The 26,421-nt window shown below is 33.0% G+C and carries 11 protein-coding genes and 3 pseudogenes; 9 read left to right on the plus strand and 5 right to left on the minus strand.

Annotated features, from left to right (window positions below):
* Positions 1-3,825 precede the first annotated feature (3,825 nt).
* The 4 genes and pseudogenes from RINTHH_RS09710 (at position 3,826) to mrdA (ending at position 10,982) form a co-directional block, all read left to right on the plus strand.
* Positions 3,826-5,799, plus strand: coding sequence for a DICT sensory domain-containing protein (locus RINTHH_RS09710; RefSeq protein ID WP_008235949.1), 1,974 nt, complete (start codon positions 3,826-3,828; stop codon positions 5,797-5,799).
* A gap of 151 nt (positions 5,800-5,950) precedes the next feature.
* Positions 5,951-6,361: a photosystem I reaction center subunit II PsaD gene (locus RINTHH_RS09715; RefSeq protein WP_008235951.1), complete on the plus strand. Its 411-nt coding sequence runs from the start codon at positions 5,951-5,953 to the stop codon at positions 6,359-6,361.
* 1,129 nt (positions 6,362-7,490) lie between these two features.
* A pseudogene (locus tag RINTHH_RS11780) lies at positions 7,491-8,241 on the plus strand (chorismate-binding protein); the annotation flags it as partial.
* A 914-nt stretch (positions 8,242-9,155) separates the two neighbouring features.
* Entirely contained in the window at positions 9,156-10,982 is a 1,827-nt protein-coding gene (mrdA, locus tag RINTHH_RS09720) for a penicillin-binding protein 2 (RefSeq protein WP_008235953.1), read from the plus strand.
* A gap of 802 nt (positions 10,983-11,784) precedes the next feature.
* Here mrdA and psaK read toward each other — a convergent pair.
* Positions 11,785-12,045 (minus strand): photosystem I reaction center subunit PsaK, encoded by a 261-nt coding sequence (gene psaK, locus RINTHH_RS09725; protein WP_044305020.1) that lies wholly within the window; start codon positions 12,043-12,045, stop codon positions 11,785-11,787.
* A 369-nt stretch (positions 12,046-12,414) separates the two neighbouring features.
* Here psaK and RINTHH_RS09730 point away from each other — a divergent pair, with 369 nt between their 5' ends.
* A complete protein-coding gene (locus RINTHH_RS09730) occupies positions 12,415-12,861 on the plus strand; it encodes a SufE family protein (protein WP_044305009.1) in 447 nt (148 codons plus the stop codon).
* Between the two features lie 664 nt (positions 12,862-13,525).
* Entirely contained in the window at positions 13,526-13,708 is a 183-nt protein-coding gene (locus RINTHH_RS10925) for a hypothetical protein (protein WP_155943972.1), read from the plus strand.
* A 419-nt stretch (positions 13,709-14,127) separates the two neighbouring features.
* Here the strand turns inward: RINTHH_RS10925 and RINTHH_RS09735 are convergent, their stop codons facing one another.
* Positions 14,128-14,451 carry a hypothetical protein gene (locus RINTHH_RS09735; RefSeq protein WP_044305010.1) on the minus strand — a complete coding sequence of 108 codons (324 nt, stop codon included), beginning with the start codon at positions 14,449-14,451 and terminating at the stop codon, positions 14,128-14,130.
* 1,615 nt (positions 14,452-16,066) lie between these two features.
* Between RINTHH_RS09735 and RINTHH_RS09740 the strand changes: the two are divergent.
* Positions 16,067-18,693 (plus strand): annotated as a pseudogene (locus tag RINTHH_RS09740) (CHAT domain-containing protein).
* 1,181 nt (positions 18,694-19,874) lie between these two features.
* A pseudogene (locus RINTHH_RS09745) lies at positions 19,875-20,665 on the plus strand (YdcF family protein).
* A 162-nt stretch (positions 20,666-20,827) separates the two neighbouring features.
* Here RINTHH_RS09745 and RINTHH_RS09750 read toward each other — a convergent pair.
* A complete protein-coding gene (locus RINTHH_RS09750) occupies positions 20,828-21,130 on the minus strand; it encodes a ferredoxin-thioredoxin reductase variable chain (RefSeq protein ID WP_044305012.1) in 303 nt (100 codons plus the stop codon).
* A gap of 1,349 nt (positions 21,131-22,479) precedes the next feature.
* Between RINTHH_RS09750 and hisG the strand changes: the two genes are divergently transcribed.
* Positions 22,480-23,118, plus strand: a complete 639-nt coding sequence (gene hisG, locus RINTHH_RS09755; protein ID WP_008235978.1) for an ATP phosphoribosyltransferase — start codon at positions 22,480-22,482, stop codon at positions 23,116-23,118.
* Between the two features lie 439 nt (positions 23,119-23,557).
* On the opposite strand, the gene RINTHH_RS09760 is transcribed toward hisG, so the two are convergent.
* Positions 23,558-24,622 carry a potassium channel family protein gene (locus RINTHH_RS09760; RefSeq protein WP_081606256.1) on the minus strand — a complete coding sequence of 355 codons (1,065 nt, stop codon included), beginning with the start codon at positions 24,620-24,622 and terminating at the stop codon, positions 23,558-23,560.
* A 937-nt stretch (positions 24,623-25,559) separates the two neighbouring features.
* The gene (locus RINTHH_RS09770; RefSeq protein ID WP_008235983.1) at positions 25,560-26,255 is read right to left on the minus strand and encodes an SPOR domain-containing protein; all 696 of its coding nucleotides are present in this window, start codon (positions 26,253-26,255) and stop codon (positions 25,560-25,562) included.
* Positions 26,256-26,421 lie beyond the last annotated feature (166 nt).

Genomic DNA, 26,421 nt, shown 5'->3' on the forward strand with positions numbered 1-26,421 from the left:
ACATTTGGCTTAATATCTTACTTAGAAAAGTATACAATGAATTCATTCTATATATTTGCATAATATAAGTTTTTATCTTGCTTAAAAGCATACAAATATAATACTTAATATATTCAGTTCTCTACTCCGCATACTAGTAACTCTTGATTTATAACTAGTCTAGTATTAGAAATTATTCCCATATAGCCAATAGTAACTCATGATTTTTTAGTCTTTAATAACTATAATAATTTAGCCCAATAGAGAAAAACTTTGGCTTTGATAAGACAGAAAGTATGGCTCTATATTCATATCTTAGATCATATTTTAACTTATTTATTAATATAATTTTTAATTATATTAATAAGAGTCTATGACTCTATCATAACTATTGCTAAATCTAATTATTAATTACAAAATAGCAGCATTGAATTTTCTTCAAATTGAAAGATAATATTATACCCTTCAATATTTTATATATTTCATTCTACAGTATTTAGTTTATTGACTAGCAATAGTAGAAATGTGTTATTAACCATATCTGCGCTCCTAAGCACTATTCTAACCATATCTCCAATAAATGTTGCTTATGATATTCATCAGAAGTGATTAGAACAAAAACTTTTCCCAAATTGATATCAGTAATACTAGTAATAGTAATTTGACTAATTATTTTAGTATATTTTCTAAATTAGATGCTGGATTTTTTTGTCAGCTGTTATTATAGCCATAAGTATATTATGGTTATTTATTTCTAATTTTCTAGATTTAAATATACGAATTAATGCTGATGTGTAGTTTAGTATTCATTCTCTATTATAATATTTTAATTTAATTCTATAATTTTTCATATACGTATTATTGACAAGTGTTTCTAGTTGATATGAGAGTGCAAATCATATTTTAATGATGCTAAATAATCCCCCCAATAAATTGACTATTATATGCCTAGTATTACTTAACTCTTATATCAAAATTAATAATAAAGTTATTCCGGATTATGAATTCTATGAATATAGCCTTCCTATCAATTAATTACCGCCTAATGCTCTCTCACTTATTATTTTATAAAATATCTAAAATACATATGTTATCTATTCTTATTACTTTGCAATTTCAATTTATTTTATATATAATTTATGGGTAGAAATTCAAAATACAATACTTATATACTCATCTAGTATATAAGTATTGTATTGATAGTTATTAATAGAATGCTGTAATATAGCACTAATTTATTGATAAAAATACAGATATTTTCCTAAGAGAGCATTTGTGGCCAATTTTTTTGCTACAAATCATCTGAGCAAATATTAAATTTAGATGTGTAGACTCCCTCATATAAATTGCTTAAATTTTAGGCTTGAGTTCTTTATAGATAATTTGGTATACCTAATTATAGAACATATTATTCTATACAATATTATTTTTTTAAACAATTAATTTAATACTTTATCCTGATATCTAGGTAATCAACTAATATTATGATATTGCTATAATATAAATTACAATAAAAGTTTAATAGCCATATAATACAATGCTAGATATAAAGCAGGAATTAGAATAAGAGCACTTAATGTAGGCAATTAATGAACTTATTCTAGAAGTCTTTAAAACTCTATGAGGAAACCTGAATACCAATCTTATATACTACTAAATAGTATATTTTATTGAACGTTAAGTTACTTTCTACAAAATATATAGACCTTAGTTATGCATATACTCCATTCAAATTTTTATATTCTGTTATGTGCCAAGTTTCACTTAGCATTTAACTTACAAGAACTTCCATATAATTATAATTATTACTTAGATTTATTTCCGAATTTATAAATAACATAAATAATAAGTGACATTAAATATTCTTCATTCAGGTAAAAGGAGATAATATTATCAGAGCAAAAATTAAACTGTGCAGAATAATTTATTAGATATTTTCATGAGATCAAATAAACCATGAATTATGGAGTTTAACTTCCTAAATATCTATACAATCAAGAATTTGATCATTTGAGTAAAATACTTATATTTATTGGTAAATTCTTAGTAGTTAATTAAAGTAAGGAAGATTATATTAGTTGTAAACAAGATAAATCTAGGAAAAGTTTATAAAAAATCTATATAAACATGAATAAAAAGCAGTAAATATAGCACATGGCATTCATGTTTATATAGGTTTTTATTAGTTTCAACTTGAATAACAGCATAGTAATAAATATACTAATTAATATCGTATAATAAGGTCTAAAGATAGGCAATCAGCTAAAGGGTGAAAATAAAAAAATTACTTATTTAATCATGCTTAAGTTCTTGAAAATGCTTTTGCTAAACTGAAAATCTATTGTGGGGTGATGGGTATTCACTATAATTGAGAGTAGGGACTTTGGATATACTTGCAATGCTAACTGGTAATAAATTAAATCACTACTACTTTAGAATAGCATCAAATAAGATTTACGAACAAATGAGGTGGTGGGATTTCACCTTAAACTTGAAGTAGATGTAATGGTCACTTTTTTAATGCATACCGTAACTAACATAAAAATAAAACAAAATTCCTATCAGGAATAATACACAGGTTTTTTTCGTGTAGCACTTGTACTGCTTAAGGTTCTTGATACATGTCAATATTGAGTGACCTTATATTCTAGACATCTTTAGAATCAGCAATAGGCTAAAAATATTGATTGCATTAGTTATAGTCATGATATAAAAATTCTATCACTGTATAAATAGCCCCTAGAAAGTTTGAGGAAATTAGAAGATATATTTTTAATCAGAAATTATATTCTAAGCTAAGGGATATGAATATTGGCTTATAAGCACCATAAAAATTATCATTTCTCCTGGAGCAAATAGATACTTCACATATTGATGTGATTAAGATAATCCAGATTGATAGACTCTGTTCCGTACTTAACTTTTATTGTTACCATATATTAGATATTATATTGTTACCTAATACACTTAATTGTATCAATCAGCTATCACCACATGATAGTTTTTTAGGCTAGCATTAAGACTGAAAAAATAGACCCTTTGTAAAGCATTTGATGGTATTTGGGAAGAATTAGTTTTTATTTTGAGTTACTTGGCTATAAGAGTTAACCACTTAAAATTCTTATAGTTCTTATTAAACAGCTCCAAAAAACTGATTCAAGAAAATCATCCTGATATTTTTTGAAATGCTTAGTGGAATGGGAGTTCTAACTAATTGAGCTGCTCAAAATATTCTGAGTCCCATACCCATAAATTTTTAGAAGAGGTCAGATAAGCACAGAAAATAATCTTATGTGTTCTGTAACCAGAAGTGTCATAGGGTATATTTACTTATGCTAATTGAACAAGCTAATTTAAAAAGTATTATAGGGCCATGATTTTCATTAGAATTACTACCACCATCTTCTAACAAAAATATCCTATTCAAGTAGCAGATGATTCCTCCCTAATATACTAAAAAATTTCAGAGGATAGTAGTTCGAGGAAATTCGCATGGCAGATATAGTAACCTTCTATTTGCAAAATTTGGGATAATTTATCACGGAGAATTTCCCCAAAATACCTGTATATAAAATACAAGGATAAATTAAGTAGATAAACCGTTGCAATAAAATACATATGCCAGGAAAGTAAAAATACTAGTAAACAATAGGTAGTTTTAAGGGAATAAAATAGACACAGTTAAAAACTATGGTTTTGCATTTTTGCATCATAATTTTTCAGGTCGGTTGTTCAATATTCTTTACATATTGCAACATTTAAACTGACTTAACCGGGCATTGTAATTTGTACAATGCAGCTGTGATAAAGATTTTTTGCATACTCTGGCTCTCTTGAAAAATATTCATGAGCATTTCTATTTCTGTGTTGACTGGACTGCTACAGGTCTTACCCCACCTGCGACCCCAGCTATATTTCAAGGCTTCCCTTACAGCTCTCTCTCATGCAATGGAAGATCAAGTTTTAGCAGCAACTTTAGAGCAGCCATTGATAATAGCGAACTTTCAAAGGGAGCGTTTTTACCGTCAAGAAGCACACCGTTACGAGCGTTTAGCACGAAAAAGCAATCATATTTATGTGTTATCTGCTCCAGAAACAGATTTTTTTGACGGCTCTGACTATTATGAGAAAGTTCCTTTTGAACCAGATGACGCCTTAGCTCAAGAATGGCATTTGTTAGTACTGGCCCGGAATTATACAACTTGTTTAATTTGTAGGGAATGCCTGGGTTCGATTGCTAAATATCAACACCAAAGACATTTAACTCCAAGCATGGATGCTGATGCAGCCAGAAGATTTGAGGGTATTTGGACAGCAGATAGGGGAGTAAGCCTAAAAGCGGCAGAGTTACTTTTGGATAGGATTTTGTTGTATAGACCAGAACTATTAGGGAAAATAGAAAAAACAAGGCAGAGATTCGGGATTGGCAGATTAGAACGTGATATGTCAGAACAAAATAAAAGTGAATTTGTTTATGATATTGACACAGATCCTTTTGTTCAGCGTTTAATTGCTTATTTACAGGCTAGTCAGTACAAATTACATAAGGCATATCGTTCCCTATCAGCACAAACACGTAAAGAACGCTTGGTGAATTCTATAAGTAGTACAATTAGACGGTCTTTAAAGCCAGAAGAAATTCTGAAAATTGCAGCTAGGGAATTAGGAAAAAATTTGGAAGCTTGTAGGTGTTTAATTTATTGCTCTCAAGAACATGATAGCCAAGTAATAATCGAACAAGAATTCCTAATGCCTGGCATCTTACCCGCATCTTATCAACCCTGGAAACTAGCAAATAATCCCCTATTTGAGGAGATAGTCAAGACAGAAGAAGGGGTTTATATAGTTGATACCATTCATGATCCTCGAATAAAAAAATCTAAAGTACTGAGGTATATAATCAAAAAATTTGGTATTCGCTCTTGGTTAATGGAACCAGTACTATATCAGGGAAGACTGCTAGGGGTTGTGGAATTACATTACTGCAATAAGAAACCCCGTGAATGGTACTCAGGAGAGTTAGATTTAGTTCAATCAATCGCAACTTCTGTTGGAGCAGCTTTAATTCAAGCAGAAGCCTATGCTAACCTGGAAAAACTAAATCACCAATTAGAAGCTCTTGATCGGACTCGCAGTAACTTAATTGCTATTACCGGCCATGAATTACGTACACCCTTATCCACTATTCGAGTTTGCTTGGAAAGTCTTGCCAGTGGTCCAGAGATGCCTCCCGAATTACAACAGATAATGATAAGTACGGCGTTAGAAGACTCGGAAAGAATGCGGAAATTAATTCAAGATTTCCTAACCCTTTCTAACTTGGAAAGTGGTAAAGTCGAATGGCATCCAGAACCTCTGAATTTGCAAGAATGTATTGATTTAGCTCTCAGTCAGGTATCCACCCGTGCTGGTAGTGGAAAACTACCCTCCATCGCCACAGAAATTCCACCTCAATTACCTCTGGTGAAGGCTGATGGTGATTGGCTAGTAGAAGTACTTGCAAAGTTAGTAGATAACAGCTGCAAATTCACCCCAGTTACAGGAGCAATAACAATCAATGCTCATAAAAATGGTAGTCAAATGATACAAGTTTGTGTTACAGACACAGGCAGGGGAATTGAACCTAACCGTTTAGAAACAGTTTTCGAACTGTTCTACCAAGAAGAGGGCGCTTTAAGGCGTACAGTCGGTGGTACAGGCTTAGGGCTGGGAATATGTCGTCAGATAGTGAATAACTGGGGTGGAGATATTTGGGCTGAATCAGCAGGAAAGAATCAAGGTAGCCAGTTTTATTTTACTATTCCTATGGTTTGGCTGTAAGGGGAGATAAAGAAATTAAAGATTGGAGATGTAGAGTTGAAGTTAATAGTTGCTTCGAGAAATACTGCAAACTATTACAGACTATGACATGAACACAACATTAGATGGTATGCAATGTTAGTATGCCGTAAAAACGTTCTAGTGAACAGTTATGACACTTTCTGGAGAAACTCCCTTGTTTGGTGGTAGCACTGGCGGTTTGCTAAAAGCTGCTGAAGATGAGGAAAAGTATGCAGTTACTTGGACCGGTAAGGAAGAGAAGGTTTTTGAGATGCCTACTGGTGGAGCTGCTGTTATGCATAAAGGAGAAAATTTACTTTACCTTGCTCGTAAAGAGCAAGGTTTGGCTTTAGGTACACAACTACGTAAATTGAAAATCAACGACTATAAAGTTTATAGAGTTTCACGTGGCTCTGACACTTTAATTCACCCCGCTGATGGTGTCTTTCCCGAGAAGGTAAACCAAAGGCGTGAAAAGGTACGTTTCGTACCTCGTAATATTGGTAGTAACCCAAACCCATCACAAATTAAGTTCAGTGGTAGAGCGACTCATGATGCTTAGTGTATAGTCTCAATTTTAACTATGAACTGTAACCCAGTTTGATTTATTTTCTGGCACCAAGAAATTATATCTATCTTGGTGCTTTTACTATCTTGGTGCTTTAAATCAATATACTAAATGGTTTTCATAGATATCCTGTTGCTATGATTCCCAAAATATATGAAAAGCTTTATCCAAATTGGGTATTTACATCTTTTCTCTTATTCCTTTATCTGTCCATATTTGAAAAATAGGCTTTGTTAAATAACAATAATAATATTATTATTGTTATTAGTGAATTGCCTCAGGGTAATTTTTTTAGGAATAAAAACAAGAAAATAAATATTAATGTAAGCTAAAAATCTTTTTATCATTCTTCAGTGAACTCTGCATTATCCAGGCAATGAGCCTTATATTCTTCTTGTAACATTTCAAAAAAATTGCTAAGAATTGGCTGGAATTATTATTTATCTTCGACAAGTTATTCTAGGTGAGTTTACAAAAAATAAATAAATTCTTATGATTTCTCTTTCCCATAATTTTTCCGAGTTTTCTAATTTAGCTTAACAAGTTAATTTCATTCCTATGTATCAAGAATATTGCAGATTTAGATCTTAGATCCACCTGTATCTGCCTCATATAAAGTATGTGCAGGAAAATCCTACAGTATTTATTGGAATCGGTATAAGATGGAGAAAACGGACATTATAGTCTACTTAGTTGTAATGCCTTATGGATTTTGTCAATACAATGTGAAAAATTCCAAGGACAAAAAACAGGGAATTACTGTGCTGTGCTATCCAAACCTACCGTAATATTTCTCAAAAAAATTTTGAGGGTTATCCATTTACAATTTTGAATACCTATCTATATTAGAGCTCCTAAACAAGTAAAGTTGACCTAACTACTCCTAGGAATTATTAGGTTATTTGTTTTTTGAGCTTATGTAATGAATTAATTGGATTGAACCACAAGTACCAATTTATCCTCCAGATCATATTCCTGATGGTTTTTGATCAGGTAAAACACAAAATTTAGGTGATTTCTTATAATGAATAGGTTATTTTTATGATAAGTAGGTTGTCTTTGCCCCTTTCATCTTACAAAACTACCCTCATTTAGAAACCGTCAGATAATAAAATAAAATCAGAGTAGCTTTACTCGAGAATTATTTTGCAAAAGCGTGAATAAGGCTACAGAATACATAAAAGCCAGGTACATTTTTCAAGTAGTCATCTCTTAAAAGTTATCAACCTAATTCAGAGGGGATCCCTTTACTACTTACTTGGATAAATTAATCCTTCTACTTACATGGCTTATTTCCGCTTCCCCGAATAGCAAATTGTTGGTTCCAGTCAGGAGGTTGTGGTGAAAGCCAAATTAGATGAAACAATATGGTTGCAACTGTTCACCCTAACGCAGTAACTCGTCCTTGGAGTAAAATTTCTTAAGAAGACAAATCATTGGCAGAAAATTTACTTCAAGACCCCAAAGAAACTGCCTAACATATTATATTAGTGGACTTGGGGCAAAATGATTTAGGTAAGATATGTTCTAGTAGAAACATCACAGTAAATGAACTGATGGTTGTATAAGGTTATTCGCATGTTATGCATATTGTTAGTAACGTGTTTGGTAAGCTAGCTCCACATAAAACAGCCTGGGATTTCCTCAAAACTTAATTTTCCTGCAGATACAGTCAGCAGTTGTGTATCCAAAGTTTGTGCCATAGAAATAATTCACGAGTTAGAGTCATATCGCCGTGGTTTATATTTTGGGGTTTATAGATACTATGATTTCGAAGGTCAGTTAAATAGTGCTATAGCAATTAGAACTATGGTAGTGTGTAATATAATACAGAGATAGTTACAGATTCCGAACCCGGAAAAGAATATGAATAAAGAATAAATAAGGCTAAGATTCTTTTAGAAGCAATTCGTTGTCTATACTGAATTATGATTTTTGGATATACTATCATTTGACTAATAGTTAGCTTATGACCCCATTAATTGATCCCCATAGAATATCCTAATTTCTCAAGATGTATGATGCAGTTATATCTGTATCTGGTTATTTAAAAGATTAATAATATTGCATTATATTTGACTATGATTTTTACGCTAGTTAATTCAAGTCTAGTAAATGACTCTCAGACTAGATTTTGGAGGATATTTGAAAAATACATTAGGTTTAAGGATTTATACCAATTAATCTGTTATTAAATACAAAATACAGGAAAGTATCAAAACCTCTTATATTTTGCATCAGAAACCATAGTCTTTGAATAATCTCTGACACATTACAAATAAGCCAAAAGTTTTATCTAATACATAGTATTTAGTTTGATATATAGCATTTATCAACTTTATATCAGGCAGAATTATTACTCTGGGTTGACTTCGAATAATTGCCTACATCAGCCTTCTGCTGAAATCATATGGCATTAATACCATGTATCATAGGTCTCTAGTGAGAGAATTCAAACACATGATATATGATTCAGCCTCAAAGTACTTATAAACTAATTATGTTCTAATATTTTGATGGCTAATGAGAAAACAAAGCCACAATCATAATGAGTTGATTAGATCATGTCCACAATTTTATAAACCCCAATATTTTTATTTTTCCCAACTTTTATTACGTTAGTTATGATCCTACTGAGGTATCTTAAATAAATCAGTTAATCAATTAATTATAACTTATAAAGGATACAGTTTCCTAAAAGTTTATACTTCAATTCTAGTTAGTCTTATGAAGTAAATCATATATACACTTATATACAATATCTAATGAAAAAGTTGAATTTTGTCTTATGGCTTTATTAGAATTCCCTAATTTGAGTGTAAATAAAATTACGCGAACAGTAGGTAAAAAACCTCAAGCTGTATTTTTTCTTATATTCACATTACTCATTATGGGAATTATAGCCTCTAGGTTAGCATTTCTACAGTTGGTAGAAGGTTCTAATTATAGGAAAAGAGCCGAAGCAAATAGGGTAAGAACAATCCTGAAGCAACCAGAGAGAGGTAATATTTTTGATAGAAATGGTAAACTACTGGCAACTACCCGTTATCCCCATTCTGCATATGTATGGCCTATGGCCCATACTAGGCCAACATGGTCTAAAGTTGGCCCCTTACTTTCCCAAATTCTTAAAATTCCTCAAAAAGAAATAGAAGAAGTATTGCAGGAAAAGGGTTACAATGTTGAAACATTAGTGAGAATTGCTCGCAATTTAAACCTAGAGCAAATAACTGCTTTAAAAGAGTATGAAAACGAACTGCAAGACGTAGAGATTCATGCAGAAGCAGTACGTTACTACCCTCATGGTAAATATATTGCTCACGTAATTGGATATACAAGAGAACTGACAGCTGAGCAACTAGCAAAAAAGAAAAAAGATGGTTATCGTCTAGGGGATGTCATTGGTCAACAAGGTATAGAAAAAACCTATGAAAAGATTTTAAGGGGGGAATGGGGTGGCCAACAAGTTGAAGTTGACCATAGAGGTAGACCAATTAGAGTATTGGGAGAAAAGCAGGCAAAATCAGGCAGGAATATTAAATTAACCCTGAATTTGGATATTCAGAGATCGGCAGATAAAGCTCTAAATGGTTATAATGGGGCGGTAGTTGTTATGAATCCCAATAATGGGGCTATTCTGGCACTGGTATCTCATCCAACCTTTGAACCCAATATTTTTTCTGAGCAAAGACCTTCACCTAAAGCACTGCAAAATATACTGTCTGGTAAATCTCATCCCTTGGTAAATCGTGCTCTTAGTTCCTTTCCACCCGCTAGTACTTTTAAAATAGTCACTACCGTTGCTGCCTTGGAATCAGGGAAATTTTCCCCCAAGACTATTCTACAAACCTATCCTTCTCTAACTATTGATGGGACTAACTTTAGGGAGTGGAACCGTATGGGATTTGGAGCAATAGGTTTTAGTAAGGCAATAGCAATGAGTAGTGATACCTTTTTCTATCAAATTGCCCAAATTATAGGAGGTCAAACTTTAATTGATTGGGCTCAAAAATTTGGTTTTGGTAAACCTACAGGAATTGATTTAAGTGGAGAATCAAAAGGCTTGGTTCCTGATAAATATTGGAAGAGAAGAAAATGGAAAATGTCTTGGACTGTAGGTGATTCGATTAATATATCTATTGGGCAAGGAGCATTATTAACTACACCTTTACAGGTAGCAGTAATGTTTTCCGTACCTGCTAATGGAGGGAACATCGTACAGCCACACCTGATTGATATTAATAATAAAGTTACAAACCATTATCAAGAAATTAAGATGAAACGAACTACACTGAAGATCTTGCAAGATAGTCTTCGTATGGTAATTACAGAGGGTACTGGTAAAGGACTTAATAGGCCTACAGTTCCACCAATTGCCGGTAAAAGCGGTACTGCAGAAGCATGGAAAGGCAAAGTTAAACAAAACCATGCTTGGTTTGGTGCTTATGCCCCGGCTGATAAGCCAGAAATAGTAGTAGTTGCTTTTGCTGAACATGCTGGTGGTAGTGGTAGTAATGTTGCCGGTCCTATGATTTTACAAATTATGGAAGAGTACTTTCGACAAAAACTACCTGGTAAAGATAAGAGTTTATTGGAAATATCAGATAACTCATAGAAAAGCTCTATCAGTATAAAAAGTAAATAACTAGTAGAGAGTAATGCCATTAGTAATATGAATAAAGTCTACCCGCCTGAGTGAATCACTATGAGGATTTATCAGCTATACAAATTTTAAAAATCAAACAGATAAGAGTGAGTACAAAGTCTATAATTTAGTGATCTATAAATGTGATATTGTCTTCGCTCCTAAGGGGGTCAACATGGTGGGTATCAACTAAAAACTCTCTATAAATCAAAACCTAAATTCTGATTTATAGATGATTCTGTAGGCTTAAAACTTCCAAAACTATTTATTACACTATTTAAATGATCACAGTAGAAAATATTTAGGTGGATGATGATCTTAAGGAAGTACTTCTCTTACCATAGGGAATAATTTTTTTATTAAATTATTCAATTAGTTTTAATATCTAACCAAACTAACTGCTTTACATAAGCTAAAAATATTGGGTAATATGGCGTGCTTATGCTTGGTGTATTACTTGTAAGCAATTATTCCAAAACTATAGAGTTATTGACAAAAACATAAAATAATTTTATTTATCCTACTATAACCCACCGAGCGATTAGCCTAATACTCTCTAAAAGATAGTCCAAAAAATCCGAGAGATTTAGACTTCATATGAACTTGCTATATACTAACCGTTAAAATTCACTCTCTGGAAAATTTGAAGTAACAATGAATATCTTGCTATACTGTTTTCCTTAAAAAGGAAAACAAAAATGAGCCAAAGAAAAACCCTAGCCCATTTAAGAGTTCAAAATAATTATGGAACTCTTTTAAATTCATTAGACCACTAAATTTTACCAATGCCATGTAGTCCTAAGATTACACCTGCTCCTAAAATATGGCCTAAAGATGTAGTTGCTAATAATCCTGGTAAACCCATCCCGCCAAAAAATTGAGAAAACGGTAAAGCAGGACCTGAACTGGGATACTGGACAGTCAATTTGGCAATAGCAATAGCAATTATATTACACACAACCATTATTATACCAGTGGTTTGACCCCATGGTAGAGGTGTGGTTGCCGTAGTTACTAGTGTGGATAATATCAACACCACATATACTCCTAAAACCTAGTGTCTGATGGTAAATACTAATAATTACTTTGTACCAGAGATTATCAATATAAAGTACATGTGTGCATCAATATTTAATATTTATTTATCGTACTTGATGAGTTTATATGTTGTTCTGAAAACAAAAATTGGAAAATGATTGAAGTAATATAGTTATCATAACTAATTGACATAGCACTTAATTTTAATATTTTAAAATAGATCAAACAGCCTAAAGTTCCTATATGTTGATGATCAGACTATTTTTTGCATAAACCTTATATAAGTTTTACTCCTAATTAAAGTTACAATTCACCCACGAATAATTTAAACTCAATATAATATTGCCAATTATCTTGTTTTGTTATGTCTCCGAGTAAAGACTTCTTACCACCAGCTCTTACTAAAATTGTCCAGCGCTTTAAAAGGGCTAAAGAACCCAAACAACGCTATGAACAGTTAATTTGGTATGGACAACGTCTCCAACAATTTCCAGAAGAACAAAAAATACCGGGAAATAAGGTTCCTGGATGTATTTCTCAAGTTTATATTACTGCTTTCCTTGAATCAGGAAAGGTAATATACATGGGAGACTCTGACTCTCAGTTAACAAAAGGGTTAGTAGGATTGTTAATTGAGGGTTTACAGGGCTTATCACCTGATGAAATCATACAGCTAACTCCAGATTTTATTCAAGAAATAGGATTAAATGTCAGTCTTACCCCTTCCCGCGCGAATGGTTTTTACAACATTTTTAAGACTATGCAAAACAAGGTACTAACTTGCGGGGTAGAAAACCTGCCATTTCAATAGGTGCTGGAAATAAATTCAATTCAAAATTCATAGTCTTACAGGTTTAATGATGGCTTATTTATGATTTCTAGAGCAATATTCCCCTAATATCTAAGACATTAACAATAAGATTAGGAAATAAAGTCACTAGGTAATTAAGAGGTTCAACCAAATTCAAGTGGTATATTAATTTCTCTCTAGGTTAAAATGCCAGTTCTCCTCCCACAACCTCCTATCATGATTTCCAACATTCTAGTTTCTGCTTACAACCTTAATCTCCTTCTAGAGTAGGCTGAGATTGGAATTGCTTACTAGAAATTGATTTTAGCACTTACATGCTAGGACGATATGTCCCTAAAGATATGATTGTAGAACTAGTAGAAATATAGGAATAACTTAAATAATTAGTGATTGAACCAAGTTATTAATCACTCTCTAAATAACCTAAATTTCCTTTTAGAATTTATATTCTACTGCTATATTTACATGGAAGAAGCTGAATATATACCAAGTGTGTCAGACACCAAATTTTCAAATAACTAACACTTAGGAGACAGATTTATTCCTATCTTCCTTATTATAATAAATCCTGATGTAGTAAATCTAAATCACGGTTTTTAGGACTTATAAATCAATTATTATTGATAGTATTGATTGTCATAACAGAAAAATTATCCCTCAACAAATGTCTAACTTTAACATGAGAACCAACAGCAACACTAGGGTGGGCCATCATATCTCCCCTAGTTATTTAGTAGATATGTACGGAAAATTAGATATGTATGGCAAGCTTCCAGAAATAGCGGAAAAAATATGCCGTTATTACGTGCTTAACTCTAAAAATAATCAAGACTTTCTGCAGGTATAAGTTATATAAAAGTGTATATAGTGTTAATTGATGATGTTAGAAAATATTGTTAAAAGCCAAAATTCACAGTCATTGTTGTATTAATTTCTGCTTATGATTTAGTGTATAGATACTCTTCTATTTAGTGAAACTACTTTTACCCATTTCACCTGTACCCAAATTCATGAACCTGGGCGGTGCCAACCTGTGGTTATTATCATACAGGGATGTGATTCAACATAATTTAAGACTTATACGGTCAATGGTATATTCTTTGAGGGTAAAGAGTAATTTATAAGATAAAACAAGGAATCACAAAAAAAAGAAAGGAGCCTTCTCAAAACAGTTAACGAAGTCAGAATCACGAAAATAATTAGAAGCTATATCATAACTTCTACTAGGACTATTCTGCCACTAGAATCCAAACCCTTCAAAACTATCTACTCTAAAACAATAGGTGAGTCTAATACTTCCTGTATTAGACTTCTAAATTCACCCTTAGGACATCCACCTTTTACCTCACCTATGATTTTAAACTCATCTTCCGGGGAGTCACAGACAATATAAGTTGGCCATCCCATTTTTGACTTATCAGGGTACTGACTCAGTAGGATTCTGCGATATTTGCGATATGTTTCTATATCTTGCATTTTTACATCAATAAAATTCAAACCCAATTCTTCTACAACGCTCCTATCATAGAAGGACATTTTGTGGCATATGCCGCATTCATCTGAGGAAAATTTAATCACAGCTAATTGCATAGGGGTCTGTTACTCTTAAGGAGAATAATTGTTTGTATAACAACTCTATAAACACAAAAGTGCTTAGGCACTTTTAACAGGATTTAACTATATTATCAAACTAACAGCATAACTACTCTCATAAATGCACAACTTTATTTCAAAATCCGACTTAAGACTAAAATGAACTGAATAAGGACAGGATTCTTTTTTTATAGATGTTTTACCAAATAGCACTTTGCAGTCTATTACAACTATGGAAGGTATGCTGACCTCAGTCCTCCTGTGTCCAGTACACAAGAATATAGTAGGGTCACTCAAATAGGATTAGTTCAAGTAAATTTAATGATTACAACTAACTTATCAGATAAATTCTCTAGACTTATTAGTATTATCCGGATATATTAGAGATAGTCATCAGGCTATTGAAGTAAATTGAAGAAAACCCCCAGCCTATTTAATCTGGCTGGGGAAGTAAGTTATCAGGGCGCATCTACCATTACATTGTTCTAAGTATGTCCTTATCGTCCGGACAACTTTTCTAAAACTCTTAGAAAAGTTGGCTTTAACATAAATCTCCCCTAGTCAGTGTGAGTAACCCGGATAAATTGGCTAGTATGACTTACCTAATACTAAAATCTTCTGGGTAATCTCTTCATTTATGCGGATAAATATTACTATAGGGCTCTTATTTTGGTGAAGTACGGTCAAAAAAACCCCCAGTTAGAGTAAACCAACTGGGGGAATGAGTTATCAGGGTGCATCTACCATTACACTGTTCATTAAAAATCTATTGCCTCCGGACAAAGTGAAAAAAATAAAAGCTTTAAATTGTGATTATAATAAAAAATCTTTCAATAACTATCTCCACAATAGCTTTTGGGCTCTAAAAGGAATTATTAGAGAATAATCACGGTTTTAAGTTAAGACAATAAGAATTTATAAGGAATTTGGGATTTTTTAAGCATGCATACTTGTTGTCAAAACTTATGTGACTAATTACTAAGCCAAGTTACCCAAATAGTCTGGCAAGTAAACAGTTTCCCTATGATTCTTACTTAGAATGATTATTCTGCAGATTCTGTAGACTGTTGTAAATTCCATACGGAAATAGTCTTAAGAGGCCAAATTGTTATTTGGTCATCTCCTGACAATATTAAATTAATCTAAATTCAAGTTGTTAATATTCAACAGGGATGTTGAGCTTTCCATTTATTCACCTACAAAATTCTGCTTTTTATATTACCCGCTTTTCTAGACTGATTTGACTACAATTAAAAAGTTATAAAACATACAACAGGCTTTTCCTCAAAGTTCTTAAGCCTTCTGGTTATGTGCATAGCCTAAATGTATCTGTCAATTAATTTTCTACTATAACAAACAGGTTATAGACCCAATCTCCATGGTATAGAAATCACCATTATTTTTACTGAAGATGTGCAGTTAAAGCTTATTTTGCTAATTTCAATTGAAAGATTCTAATGTCTGGATAAATTGTGAAGTACTTCTATTAGCAGAATAAATGGAAGATTGAAACATTTAGCACCCTTATGAATCTAAAGTATCAGGAGTATTTAAATATCAGCTAAAATTGATCGTGTTTCTCATCAGATTAAAGAGGTAAACAGGAGAAGTTGTGGCCCAGGAATTTTATATTTCCGTAACCCCAGTGGCACGGAATGACTACTTGGTGCGTACGGAGAAAGTGGCACCTGGAGTACCTTTGGCAGAAGAATTAGTGACTTGGTCAATATCTGATTGGTTGGCTACTGCTGAACAATTAATGAATGACCCATTAGAGTCACTTTTGCAAGAGGGAACAAATATACATAGGAGTCGTGCAGAAAAATAAATGCTAGGAACTCTATTAGTTTGACTACTCTAGGCCAGACACTTTACAGTGCCTTATTTCAAGGCGCTCTCAGGGATAGCTTAATTGCAGCACAGGGAATTGCTCAAAATCAGCAACAATTATTGCGTCTGCGCTTGGGGTTGAAAGATACTACATTGGCTCGTTTACCTTGGGAAGTTATGTACCAGGAACAATCACCCATTGCAACAGGACCATATATTGCTTTTTCTCGCTATCATAGTGGGATGAATTTGGTATCTCCTTTACCTTCAAGTATTATGCCAAGCAATACGGAGATAGAAGACATTAATGTACTAATGGTAATCGCTTCTCCTAATGACCAAGTAGGTCTGGACTTGCTTAAGCAAGAAGCTAGTAAACTCAAAGAAGAATTCGAGCATCAGACTAATAGAAATGTAGAAACTTCAGTCTATGGAAAAATTCAGGTTACTGTTCTAGAACAACCTGGAAGAGAAGAATTAACCCAGGCCTTGGAACAGAGAAACTTTCAAGTACTCCATTATTCTGGTCATAGTAATTTGGGAATAAATGGAGGAGAAATATACTTAGTTCATCGAAATGGGCTGACTGAAACTCTAAGTGGAAATGATTTAGCTGGTTTACTTGCAAATAATAATATACAAATGGCAGTATTTAATTCTTGTTTGGGAAGTTATGCAGCTACAAGAAATAAAGATAGTGGAGAATCTAGAGAGCAAAACCTGACGGAAACTCTTGTGAAACAGGGTGTTAAGTGTGTATTAGCAATGTCGGAAAGAATTCCAGATGAAGTTGCCTTGACTTTAGCACAATTGTTTTATCGTAATTTAAGTCAAGGTTATTCAGTAGATTTATGCGTTAGTCGCATGAGGCAGGGTCTTATTTCTGCCTATGGCTCCCATCAAATATATTGGGCTTTGCCAACTTTATACTTACAACCAGAGTTTGATGGTTATCTTTGTTCAAGGGTAAATTCGCCGAAATCAGAAGAACTATTTAGTGAGTATAAACCCCGATTAACCAATGAAATTATATATTCCCAAGAGATTGGTACTAAAAAATTGCCTTTAGACGTTACGGAGCTTGCAGATATTACCTTACATTCTTTAGAGTGTGACTGCTTGGGAGAAGAAAATTCGGGTATTTTAGATTTGAATAATAATGGAGATTATACAACTATTACATATCCAGAAGATACTGTTATGATTTCGGATTCATTTAATCAATTATATACACAGAAAGCCACCGGGGATGAAACAACGATTCTACAGGAATTGCGACAGTTTCCCAAAAATATTAATATACAAAGAGAACACACATCTACAAGCCTAAACCATGTAGATGAAAACAACTCACCCCAGGAAAAAAAGGAGAGTTCCTGGCGGCAAGTATCAATACAATTACAGGGAACTATTAATGGTATTGATACAGTGTCCCATGATAATTTATATCATACTGATAGTATCAGAATGGATCAAATACATACTGTTCCAAAAAGTTATAATAGTTCCGGAGAAAAATCACTTGGGGGATATGTAAACCTTAAAATCAGTCGAAAAAGTATTATTAGTACGGCTACCACAGGTATGATCACGACTTTGCTGGGTTTGAGTTGGTGCGGGCAAAATCAACAGCCAAGGCCACGAGATTTTCTCCCATTAATACCCAGTTCAGCTCCACTAATTACTCACCAGTTTAATATTAACTTAAAAACTTCTGCTACCGGGATTATTACCTCATATGCAACTAAGGAATTCACCCAAGGAAATTTAAAATCAGGGCTAGAAGCAGTAGAAGAACTGTTAAATCGGAACGCACTCAAGAATGCCCATGCTGTCTTGAGAACAGTAGATACAGAGCAGGAAGATAGTCCATCTCTTCACTTTCTATGGGGGCGTTTAATTTGGCAACTCCTGCAAAACAAAGGGCAACTTCTAAACCAAACTAAAATTTTAAAATACAGTGTTGATGATGCTCGCCGCCATTGGGAAAAGTCTGTAGAATTAGATTCAAATTCCGTGCTATATGCGACAGTATTAGGGTTTGCTTACTACGCAGAAGGAGATTTGAATAGAGCAAATGATGCTTGGTTTAAAGTCTTAAATTCCATATCTAAAAGCAGTAATACTAAGATTCCTAAAACCGTGATGCTCAAGGATGAGATGATACTAAATCCCCTAACAGCTTACGCCGGTTTGTCTCTGGGTTTATATAAATATTCATATAAACATAAACAATCTACTGGCCAACAGAAACAATATTTCAATGAGGCAGTTAAATTGCAGCAAATGGTTTTAAAACGGGACCCAACAAATTTTCAATTAAATGAACTAGCAAAAAATTGGTTGTGGTCAGAGGATACCATGAAGGATTGGGAATACCTTCTTAAACAAGCAAGTAGTCAAGGCTAAACACATCTGAGTTTTCTAATAACTTTAGATTGTAGATTGATATTAACAGTATTTAATAAATAGAAAATAAATTGTAAGTATAGATTATATAGATACGTTAAAAAGTATGTGCCTATAATAAAATGTCAATAAATTCTAAGGAATAATTATGATGGAAAACCTCAATGTTGTTGTGCATTTTGATAAAGAAAGTGTAAATAGTTAGGATGAAAATACTTATTATAATCGCTGTGATTGCGATTTGTATAACTTACTAGTAAGTTTTGGTTTGCCAAGCTCAAATCAGAAGTATTTCCAACCTAATATGTTGAGAGGAGTTATTTGAACTGTGATTTATCTGATCTGCGGCTAGAGTCTTCTTTGGGGTTACAGTAAAAATTGTTGAATATTATTAACACAAATTAATCATGAGAGCTTTTTCACTTAGCCTAGAAGGTAAATTAAATTATGTTAGATGTGGACAATCACATGATTGCCTTGATAACAAACCAAAAGCTTATCTTAACTGAAATTTTCTAAGACCACATACGGATTGAAACCTTGGCATTTAAGTAGATAAATTCCTTTCTATTTTCAGATTTCTAGTTTTATTATAAATATTCAACTATGAAATTACTTGTTCATCTCAAGATTTAATTTTAAGCTCAAAACTTATAAATGATAGTTTTTCCATTTGCATATAGCATAATGTTTAGGAGATATATCAGATATGTAGAATAGAAGTTTTAAAAAATACCAACTGATAATCGTAACTGTACAGCAAGGGCGGAAATTAATTTAATCAACCTAGAATATAATTTGTCAGCATTATACATAGGGAAATTTATGAGGAGTCTAGCTGTTTTAAAATCCAATCAGGGACTTTATTAGTGATTTTGTCTTCAATATTACCCATTTTTCATTACTATCCTTGTTTGCTTACTAAATAATCTTTAATTACTTACCTTAATAACAAGTTTAATATAATCCTTAGTCCATACCCTAAACCCCAATTATAGGATATATTACAGGGAAAAAATCAGAGTTACATAATAAGTATCCGAACATAAACTGTGATTGCAGAGTGGATAATATTTATGATTATGCAATACTAAATATTTACCCTTGTTATATATGAGTAAATTATAACAATCACTGATGAAAAATATGGATAATATTAGCTATCAATAATAAATATACCCATGTTCTTATATCTCTCCAAATTATTACCTTTATTATTTTATCCCCTTGGTTTCGCCTGTATAAACTTATTTATAGCCTTGGTACTCTTAGCAAAGAAGCCAAAAACTTCTGCTTTTTTTATTGTCTTTTCCTTAATACTCTTACTGGTGACCAGTAATGCTTGGATCTCTCACCTAGTTGTGCAATCATTAGAATGGCAGAATCTGGGGGTAGCTGATTTACCTGCAGCCGATGCAATTGTAGTACTAGGAGGAGGAACAAAATCTGCAACTTTTCCAAGACCAGGGGTTGATTTAGCAGAACAGGGTGATCGTATTATTTATGCAGCGCAACTGTACCGTCAAAAGAAAGCTCCTACAATTATACTTAGTGGTGGACGTCTTGATTGGCATGAAAGTATTACCCCCGAATCAACAGATATGGCAGTGGTTTTAAACTCTTTTGGTGTTCCCCAAAAAGCTATTATTGAAGAGCCTAATTCCCTAAATACTTATCAAAATGCACGTAATGTCCGTAAGATAGCAGATAAAAATGGTATAAAAAAATTATATTAATTACTTCAGCCGTGCATATGCCGCGTTCTCTGCTGATTTTCAAACGACAAGGCATGAACGTTATACCTGCACCAACTGATTTTCTGGTAAGTGAAGAAAAAATACGAGGACTTGGAATTACACCTAAAGCAGCTATCCTAAGTTTAATACCTGATGTAAATAACTTACATGAATTGACTCTTGCCTTAAAAGAGTACTTAGGAATATTAATTTACTATTTGCAAGGCTGGTTATGAGAATCACTCATTCTAGAAATTTGCTAAACAAACTGTACTGAGTATTAGTCGAACTGAGTCAATATTCAGGAGAAAAAACCTTATATATTTGTTTTTGTCATTTCCTTGCTATGTATCTGAACAAATGATGGTGGAGTGAATCTCATTATTTTCAATCCACCACTAATGAAGACTTTGGGCATTTCTGGAATAAGATAAAATCTCCAACTCATTTTCCCGTAAGTGAGCCTTAAAGTTTCTGCTGAACTTAACTACAATTGGCAAATTGGCACTCACAGGCCTACCCTGCCATTGTGTGGCTATTTTTATCACTTCACCCTCAGAATTTTTAATATCAAAGCTTTCACCTCTATGTTCGGGATGATGATAAACAACTACAGAGGTTTTTACACGAACGCGGTCACCTATCTTCATAGCCAAACTTGCATCTAGTATTTGTTCTCCTAAAACAGTATCCACAGTCATCCTCCAATAAATTTACTTACATTACTGACGTTATTTACACATAAAGCTTGTAATGATAAATGCTAGGGTTATAACCTCCTTTTATTGTTAAAGAACCATTAGGAATGACTATTATTTACTGATCAAATAAGTAAATATAACCCATATAGCCACAATTATAAGTCTATAGTATTATGGCCATGGGAAAACAACTAATTAATTACCCTACAGCACAATATTTTTACGCTTTAAACCGCAAAAAATAACTAAGGAAATCAGATTTTTAACTCTTGCTTTTTCCTATAGAAAAATTTACACTTTTATATTGTTGACAATGTTCAACGTAATAAATTTGACTTATGGTTAGGTGGTTATCTTAAACTGGAATCATAAAATAGTTTTGCCTAGAGCTATTACTATAGCATCTTCACTCTAGTTTTTAACATTAGTCAATTCGAAGATTAATTTCCCTGTTACCATTACTTCGTATATAATTACCTACCTTTGAGGTCATTTTCTCAGAGAACTATATTACATGAATATAACAATCCAAAATTTTTAATAGATGTCTGCCTTGTCATCATAGTGATGTTTAACAAACATAAATATTAGAGGATAAAAATCAGTTTCCAAATATCTTGTGAATTAGTTGTTATTCCTTTCCCAGTAGGATTTTACGCCGAAGTAAATGTGCTAAAGCTGTAATCATAATTATTGTTTGGTTTTTCACCATCTTGCCAAAGACTCTATATATTCTCGTTATGACCTAACAATTGTCCAGGACTATTTATAAGAAACATAGTAATTGTCTTTCTTTTTCTAAAATCTTAATAGCCTTACTTTGGCAATAAGCCACTTGATTATTAAAACTAACCCTTAAATAATCTATGGATACATGAGTATTTATAGATTCTGGGATATAAGAGTCGAAGGACGTAACAAAGCCTTCACCCTAGCTACTAAATTAGTATAATGAAAAAGGTTTGACCAAGCATTTGCTTTAGTGTCCAGTTTTTTCAATACGATTATATCAAGTGTATGTTTGGCAGTTAGGAGTACTATGGGTGTTTTAGGAACCTGATGTCGTGACCCTTGACAAGTTTCTAATTCAGTTTTTCTTGGTAAAATTTAATAATATTATATACAGTACAAGTAATATTATATACAGTATAAGAGTCATACTCTTCGCTACTGATTAATTAGTTCAAAGTTTATGTTAGTTCAGTTTTATCATCAGTTAATAAAATTCTTATGGCCTTAACTGTAATCCAAACTCCAAAGCAGTTTAATTATATAAATTATTGCTGTTAATGGAATATACTACTTTCTATTATGATAATTATACTGTATTTCCCTAACTGCCCTAATATATGCTTACTGTTGCATTACCCAAAGGTGGGCTTCTCAAGTATGGTATTCACCTTCTGAATAATTTAGGTTTAGATTTTAGTGCTTTTTTAGATGCTGGCAATCGCCAACTACAAATAATTGATGGTAGTGGTACTGCAAAGGGATTATTAGTAAGAGCACAAGATGTTCCTGTGTACGTGGAATACGGTCAAGCTCAATTGGGTATTGTCGGTTTTGATGTATTGCGGGAAAAGAATCCACAAGTTGCTCATCTTGTGGATTTAGGCTTTGGTTATTGTCGAATGTCATTAGCAGTAAGACAATCGAGTTCTTATCAGTCTCCTTTAGATTTACCAGCCCATGGAAGAGTCGCATCAAAGTATGTTAACTCTGCCTACGAATACTTTCAGCATATAAATCTACCTGTAGAAATAGTACCCTTGTATGGTTCTGTGGAATTGGGACCAATTACTGGTATGTCAGAAGCAATTGTTGATTTAGTATCAACTGGAAAAACTTTGAAGGAGAATGGACTAGTAGAAATTGCAACTCTATACGAAAGTACTGCTTATTTAATTGCACATCCTCTTAGCTACCGTTTAAATGAAGATAATTTGAGTAACTTAATTGATAAAATACGAAAATACACTGAAGGCTGATGATTAATATAAAACTCTATCTTACAAGAATAATGTTTAACTCCCAAAAGCTCAGAAGAAGTTTATAATTTGTCTTTAACAGTATGTAATGATAACATATCAGTATCTAAGCTGGTAATATAACTTTAATAAAAAAATCCCCATTCGAGAAGATTAAGCTCAAAACTGTTAATACTTAACAAGTTGAGTGTTGTCCTGAAAGCCAAGTATTAATATTTTAACAGGTATATGCTTTCTTACTTGGTGATTACTATCTATGTTGATAAGTATATCTGCATTTGTAATTCGATAAAGAAAATCTAAGACTAGTAATAATTATCAAAGACTTACAATATTGTGGGATTATTTGACTCAAGTTTAAACATCCATAATTTAGTTTCATAGAGAATAAAGTCTACCATAAATACCTTATCCTTTATGAAACTAAATTAGTTTGGGATTAGGATGTTTTTGGTTTACGTAGTTGTTTGGAGGCAATTGGTCCGAGGATCCGATTTAAAATACGTAATTGTTCGGCTGTACCCATACAAATTAATGTATCTCCTGGCATTAGAATAGTATTCCCATTAGGGCCTCCAATGAGTTTTCCATCTAAACGGCGAATTGCTAAAACCAGTGCACCTGTTTGTGGTCTTAATTTTGCGTTGTGCAACGTTTGGCCTACTATTGGACACACGGAGGGGTCTAGAAGGAATTCCTCCACGTATAGTTGTCTATCTGTACCAGAAATAATTCCATCTACAAAGTCCATTACCTGGGGTCTGAGTGCTGCTGATGCCATTCTTTTACCACCGGTAATATAAGGTGAAATGACTACATCTGCGCCACCTCTTTGTAGCTTTTGTAATGCTTCTTCTGTACTAGCCCTAGCAATTGCACGGATTAAAGGATTTAATGTTTTTGATGATAGAACAATATACAAATTCTCTGCATCAGAAGGTAAAGCGGCCACAATACAGGTTGCTTTTGCAACCCCTACGCGAATTAAGGTTTCATCTAATGTGGCATCCCCCTGGTATATGGTATAACCTTCTTGTTGTCCTTTTTGTACTCTTTCTAGACTAGAATCAATAACTGCAAAAGGAACTCCCTCAGCAGCAAATTCCTTAGCAATTTGACGCCCTGTACGATTAAAACCACAAAGAATATAGTGCTCTGATAATGATTCCATTAAACGTTTTTGTTGTTGGAGTCGAATACCTTCTTGAAAATAGCCTTGGATAACTGCTTCAGTAAATCGGTTAACAATATAACCAATGCTTATAACTCCCATTAAAATTAAGGCAATAGTGAATAGTCTGCCTCGATTGCCTAGAGGATGGGTTTCACTATAACCCACAGTTGCTAGAGTTATAATAGTCATATAGGCAGAATCAGCCAAAGACCATCCCTCCACTAGGCTGTACCACAAAGTGCCAACCAGAAATACTCCTGCTAGAGCGACCACTCCTGCCATCAATTCCTTCTGAATGAGTTGATATTTCCGCTCAAGACTTGAGTACACAGTTGTTTTCTATACTGGGAAAGACAATGAAGTTTACCGATTGTAATATATAAGCGACAAAAGTAAGTGCTATTGAATTTATACCGATGAATTTCTTATAACAACAACTCATAGTGCTTGTTTAGCATATACTCACTGCCATGAAATTACTATTGTAGTAATTTGCTCTTACTATATCCTACCTAGTTAACAAACTCTTATATCTGTAAGCTACCACGATGGATTTATTTTAGTTCCATAGTCATAAATTTTATATGTTAAGTATGTTGTTTTATTAAGATAATCACTTAATGATGTCTAATCATATTATATTTTTCTTCTGCAATTTGGCTATTTCTTCCTAAGTCTTACCTGTATATTTTCGAATAACTTACGGAATTTTCCCAATCATTGGTTTTGCAACTACAGCCATTTTAATCAATTTAATAATCGCTTTACCTTATCCTAATTTATTTTTTTACCAAAAGTTTAAAGTATTACGGCTAATGCAAAGTCCAACAATAGGATCCCCTAAAAGGATCTGGACGCATAGTAGCTTGAATAAAATATTTCTCATAAAATGGTTTATGGTTTTCTTATAGGATTACTAAAATAGGTCCCATACTTGAAAAAACTGAGAACCTTGCATTAACAAAAAACTTGCTATTGGAGTATCCTTTCTGTCTGTTAATGTATGAAACATGGATGGTTATTATAGGACTATGAATTGTCCCCTCAAACACCAGAGTTTCCGTATTTCCTACTATAGGCTGACTCATAAATAGGAATACCAGTACATTTTTCCATCCATATAAACCCTTCAAATATACTCTTAGACTTAAAAAAGCCATAGATGGGCTGTATAGATTTGTGGTCTCTTTAGGGAGCTTTTTCCCGATATTGAGTGTCAGTAATACATATTCAGCAAAAATCTTGATTCCTAAATATCACTCAGTATTTAATGACCATAATAAACCCTAGCATTGCTAAAACCCATATTGTGCAAATATTTATTCCATTTACGAGCATCTGAATACTGAGTAAAAGGTCCGACCGCTACATGATGTCCCAACCTATGGTTTCTGGTATTAATTCCCCAATAAAACCCCGTATCTTGTCGAAGACGATTGGTTATATTAATTGCGTCCTCGGGAATACTGGGAATTACCACGTAATAGTAACGAGAAACGTCTTCTTTAACTCTAGTAATCACATCATTATTGGTAATATCTTGTCTTATATTAAGATTAAAAATTTTAGTATTACTGACTCCATAAGCTTCTAGTTGTCTAATTCTTTTTTGAGCATTGGCATATTTACCAAATACACCAGCTTGAATAATATATCTTCCTTGAAACTGACGAATATAAGCGTTAGGTTCTAACTGCCTCACTTTTTGAAGGGTTTGAGAGTTGTTGCTATCCACATAAACTAAATAAAACTCTGATTGTTCAAAATGTTCTTCTGGTGATTTATTCTTAGATTCTAAATACCCTTGACCATATCCTAAAGATTGACTAACTTTATTATGAAATCCTGGACTAAAAAAATTACTCACTTCTTCATACGCTTGTGCTATAGCTGGGTTGGAAATACCCATAACTAAAGATGCACCCAGTAAAAATAATGGTTGAACATAATTGGGAAAAGTCATAGTCTTAGTTTAATGTTTGAATTAGACATTAAAGTTTCCTAATTTGTTAATTGTTGTAGTACAACCCAGTAAAATCAACTAAATGAGTTAAAGATTATCATACAACCCATTTTGGGTTTGCATTTGCAACACTGACACAGTGTTAGCTTAGAAATATCAACCAAGC

It is taken from the genome of Richelia intracellularis HH01, from assembly GCF_000350105.1.
Classification (GTDB): Bacteria; Cyanobacteriota; Cyanobacteriia; order Cyanobacteriales; family Nostocaceae; genus Richelia; species Richelia intracellularis.